The sequence below is a fragment of the Sphingomonas pokkalii genome (assembly GCF_003096275.1).
GTDB classification, from domain to species: domain Bacteria; phylum Pseudomonadota; class Alphaproteobacteria; order Sphingomonadales; family Sphingomonadaceae; genus Sphingomonas; species Sphingomonas pokkalii.
Genome location: NZ_QENQ01000008.1, coordinates 1 through 4,476, shown reverse-complemented (window position 1 = coordinate 4,476; position 4,476 = coordinate 1). Strand labels below are relative to the sequence as shown.

2 protein-coding genes are annotated in these 4,476 nt (G+C 71.9%); both read left to right on the top strand.

Features of this window, described 5'->3' with window-relative positions:
• Positions 1-6 precede the first annotated feature (6 nt).
• Positions 7-4,158 carry a non-ribosomal peptide synthetase gene (locus DD559_RS19330; RefSeq protein ID WP_116471040.1) on the top strand — a complete coding sequence of 1,384 codons (4,152 nt, stop codon included), beginning with the start codon at positions 7-9 and terminating at the stop codon, positions 4,156-4,158.
• Positions 4,159-4,160: 2 nt separating this feature from the next.
• On the top strand, positions 4,161-4,476 hold a 316-nt coding region (locus DD559_RS19325; protein ID WP_133243866.1), incomplete at its 3' end, for a condensation domain-containing protein.

Below are 4,476 nucleotides of genomic sequence, written 5' to 3'. Positions count from 1 at the left end.
CCGTGGTTGGAGGAGGACTGGCGAGGTCTTTCGTCGGCTGCGTTTGCGGATCGGCTTGCGGGGTATCTTGCGTCGGATCGGTCGCGGGGTTTTGAACTGACGCGGGCGCCGCTGATGCGGGCGCTGCTGGTGCGGGAGACGGAGGTTGGGTGGCGGCTGGTGCTGAGCCACCACCATCTGCTGCTCGATGGCTGGTCGGCGGCGCTGCTGTTCGACGAACTGGCGGAGCGGTATCGTGCGCTGGTGTCCGGGACGGTGCCGGAGCTGCCGCAGCGGCGGCCCTATCGGGATTTTCTTGCCTGGCTTGCGGCGCAGGATCCGGCGGCGGCGGAGCGGTACTGGCGGGCGGCGCTGGCGGATGCGCCGGCCACGGGCGTGCCGCTGGGAAGCGCGGTCGATGCGGGTCCGCGCCGGATGTCGGAAGCGGAGGGCCTGGTGGCGGCGCCGCTCTGGGCCGAGGTGCAGGCGCTGGGGCGGAGCCTGGGGGTGACGGCGGCGAGCATTGCGGCGGCGGCCTGGGGCATCGTGCTGGCGCGGGCGACGGGCGAGGAGGATGTGGTGTTCGGCACCACCGTGTCCGGCCGCCCGGAAGGGCTTGCGGGATCGGAGGTGATGATCGGGCTGTTCATCAACACGGTGCCGCTGCGGGTGCGGGCGGCGTCGGGGGCGCGGCTGGGCGCGTATCTGGCGGCGGTGCAGCAGGGGCTGATCCAGGCGCGCGAGCATGGCCATGTGCCGCTGGCGAAGATCCAGGGCTGGGCCGGGGCGCGGCGGGCGGCGTTCGAGACGCTGCTGGTCTATGAGAATTATCCGGCGGCGCAGGCGGCGGCGGGATCGGCGCTGGGAGTGACGGCGGCGACCAGCCATGAGGAGACGAACTATCCCGCAGCGCTGATCCTGGAGCCGGAGGCCGAGGGGCTGAGGATCCGGCTGCACCATGATCTGGCGCGGCTGGGGCAGGGCGATGCGGCGCGGCTGGTGGCGCGGTTCGTGCAGTTGCTGGCGGCGATGGCGGCGCAGGGCGCGACGGCCCGGCTGTGTGCGCTGGACCATCGCACGCCGGAGGACCGGGCGGCGAGCGCGGCGCTGGCCAGGGTGCGGATCGATGCCGGTGTGCCGGTGCCGCTGCTGCCCGATCTGTTCCTGGCGGCCGCGGCGCGCCATCCTGCGGCACCGGCGCTCCACTGCGGTGCGCAGACGATGGACTATGCCGCGCTGCGCAGCCGGGCACTGGCCGTCGCCCACCAGCTTGCCGCCCGCGGCGCCCGGCCAGGCGCCATCGTCGCCATCGCCCTGGAACGCGGGCCGATGCTGCTGCCCGTGCTGCTGGGGACGATGCTCGCCGGCTGCGCCTATCTGCCGTTGGACCACACCCACCCGGCCGCGCGGCTGGCCGGATTATGCCGGGATCTGGGCGTCGCCATCCTCGTGCACGATGGCGAGGCACCGCCCTTCGCGGTGCCCTGTCCCGGCCTTGCAGTTGCGGACATCCCCGCCGAGACGCCGATGCCGGTGCTCCCGACGATCGATCCCGGCGCGATCGCCTATGTGATCGCAACTTCCGGCTCCACCGGCACGCCAAAGCCGGTTGCGATATCGCATCGGGCGCTGGCGGGGTTTCTTGCCTGGGCGGTCGCTGCCTATCCTGCCGCCGCCTTCGCCCGGGTGGCCGCGACGACGCCGGTGACGTTCGACGTATCGGTGTTCGAACTGTTCGCGCCGCTGGCGGCCGGTGGCGCGGTGCTGCTGCTCGACCATCTCGCGATGCTCGATGGTGCCGATGCGCCAAGCCTTGTCAGCGGCGTGCCCAGTCTGATCGCCGCGACGGCGCTGCCGCCCTCCCCCTTCCTCAACCTGGCGGGCGAAGCGTTGCCGCAGGATCTGGCCGATCGCTTGCGCGCGTCGATGCCGAGCCGGGTGCTGCGCAACCTGTACGGCCCGACCGAGGCAACCGTCTATGCCACGATGGCGACGCTGGCGCCTGGCGCGGCGGTAACGATCGGGCAACCGCTGCCGATGCTGGCGGCCTATGTGCTCGGCCCTGCCTTGCAGCCGGTGGCGCCGGGCGAACCCGGCGAGCTCTATCTTGCCGGGCCGTCGCTGGCGATCGGCTATCTCGGCATTCCGGGGCGGACGGCGCGGGCTTTCCTGCCGGATCCGTTCGGTCCGCCGGGCACGCGCATGTATCGCACCGGCGATCTCGTCTGCATCGGGGACGACGGCGCGCTGCGCTTCCTTGGCCGTCGTGATGGCCAGATCAAGCTGGCCGGCGTCCGCATCGAACTGGGCGAAGTGGAAGCGGCGATGCGTGCGCATGGCTATGCGGAGGCGGTCGCGGTGATGGTGCGCGGCACCGAAGGGCAGCCATCGATCGTCGCATGTACAACCCGCCCATTCGATCCCAAGGTGCTGGAAGACCGGCTTCCTGCCACGATGATTCCCACGGCGGCGATCCAGGTGGATGCCATTCCGCGCACTGCTTCCGGCAAGGTCGATCGTGCCCGGCTGACGGCGCTGGCTGCCACGGCGCGGAGCCGGGTATTGCCGAGCGATGCCGCCGCCGCCAACGCCTGCGAAGCGGGCATCGCCCAGGCAATGGCGGCGACCCTGGGCCTGCCGCATGTCGGCCCGGAGGATGATTTCCTGGCGCTTGGCGGTGATTCGATCATCGCGATGCAGGCGGCGGCGGCGGCGCGAAAGGCGGGCCTGGCCGTCGGCCCGCGCGCGTTCGTTACCCAGCGGACGGCCCGCGCCATCGCCCGCAGCATTGGCGGCCCGTCGGTCGATACGGCCAGTGCCCCGCTGCAGGAGAATGTCCCGCTGGGCGCGATCCAGACGCGCTTCTTTGCGGAGGGGCGGCGCAACCCGGATCATTTCAACCAGGCGCTGCTGTTCGCGCTGGATCCGGACACGGATGTCGCCGCCTTGCAGGCCGCGCTGAACGCGGTGGAGGCGGCGCATGCCGCGCTGCGCTTCCGCTATTCGGGGCATGGCCCGGCGGTGGTGCAGCGGGTGGTGCCACCGCGCGGCGTGCCGTTGGAAACGATCATGCTTCCCGCCGATGCCGATCCGGCTGCCGCGATCACCGCCGCCTGCGCGCGCCTCCAGACCGGGCTGAACCTGGCAACCGGCCCGGTGTTCCGCGCCGCCCTGTTCCCGGGTGCGCCGGCGCGCCTGTTCCTGGCGGTGCACCATCTTTGCATCGACGGGGTTTCCTGGCGAATCCTGCTCGACGATCTTGCCACCGCCTATGCGCAGGCGCGAGCTGGCCGGCCGATCGCGCTGCCCGCGCCCTCGGCTGCGTTCGGCGCCTGGGCCCAGGCCGCGCATCGCTTCGCGCGGGCGCCGGAACGGGCGGCCGATTGGGAACGCTGGCTTTCCGCCGCAGCGGCGCCGCGCGCGGCGCTTCCCCGCGACGCGCTGCAGCCCGAAGCCGCGGGAGATGCGGTACTTACCCGACGGCTCGACGCGGCCGTCACGCAGCGGTTGCTGCGCGAAGCGCCGGCGCGTCATGCGGTGGGCATCAATGCGATCCTGCTCGGCGCGCTGGGCCAGCTGCTGTGCGATTGGGCCGGCGGGCCGGTGGTCGTCGATCTCGAAGGCCATGGCCGCGAGCCGCTGGGCAGCGGCCTCGATCTCAGTCGCACCATTGGCTGGTTCACCAGTCTCTTCCCGGTGCGCCTCGCGGTGCCGCCGGCGGCCAGCCTGGCTGCGGCCGTCGCCGCCGCGGCGCAGGCGCTGGACCTGCCCGATGCCGGCGTCGGCTACGGCGTCTTGCGCTATCTGAGCGGTGATCCGCGCGGGTCGGCGTTGGCCGGGGCTTCGGGCGAGGTGCTGTTCAACTATCTCGGCCAGCTTGACGGCCTGGTATCGGCCGCGCCGGTGGCGGGCTGGTCGCCGGAGCCGGTCGGCGCGGACGAGGCGGCGGACGAACCGCGCAGCCATGTGCTGGAGGTCAACGCCATGGTTTCGGAGGGATGCCTGTCCATCGCGTGGCGCTATGATCCGCAGCGCCATCGCGAGGCCACGATTGCCGATCTCGCGGATCGGTTCTGCGCGGCCTGCACCCGGATTGTGGAAGCCGAAGGCAGCACGGCCGGGGTGGACGATGCGGTGCGCGATCGGGTGCTCGCGCGGCTTGCGGGGCGGCAGGGATGAGCATGGCGATCGATGTCTGGCCGCTCGCGCCCCTGGCGCAGGGCATGGTCTATGAAACGCTGCGCTCGGCGCGGCAGGGCCCCTATGTCGACCAGACGGTGATGACGCTGAAGGCGATCGAGCCGTCGCTGCTGCGCCGTGCGCTGGACGAGGCGCTGGCCGGCCTGCCCAACCTGACCATCGCAGTGGAGCATGAAGATCTCGACGCGCCCGTGGCGGTGGTGATGACTGGGGTATCGCTGCCGTGGTTGGAGGAGGACTGGCGAGGTCTTTCGTCGGCTGCGTTTGCGGATCGGCTTGCGGGGTATCTTGCGTCGG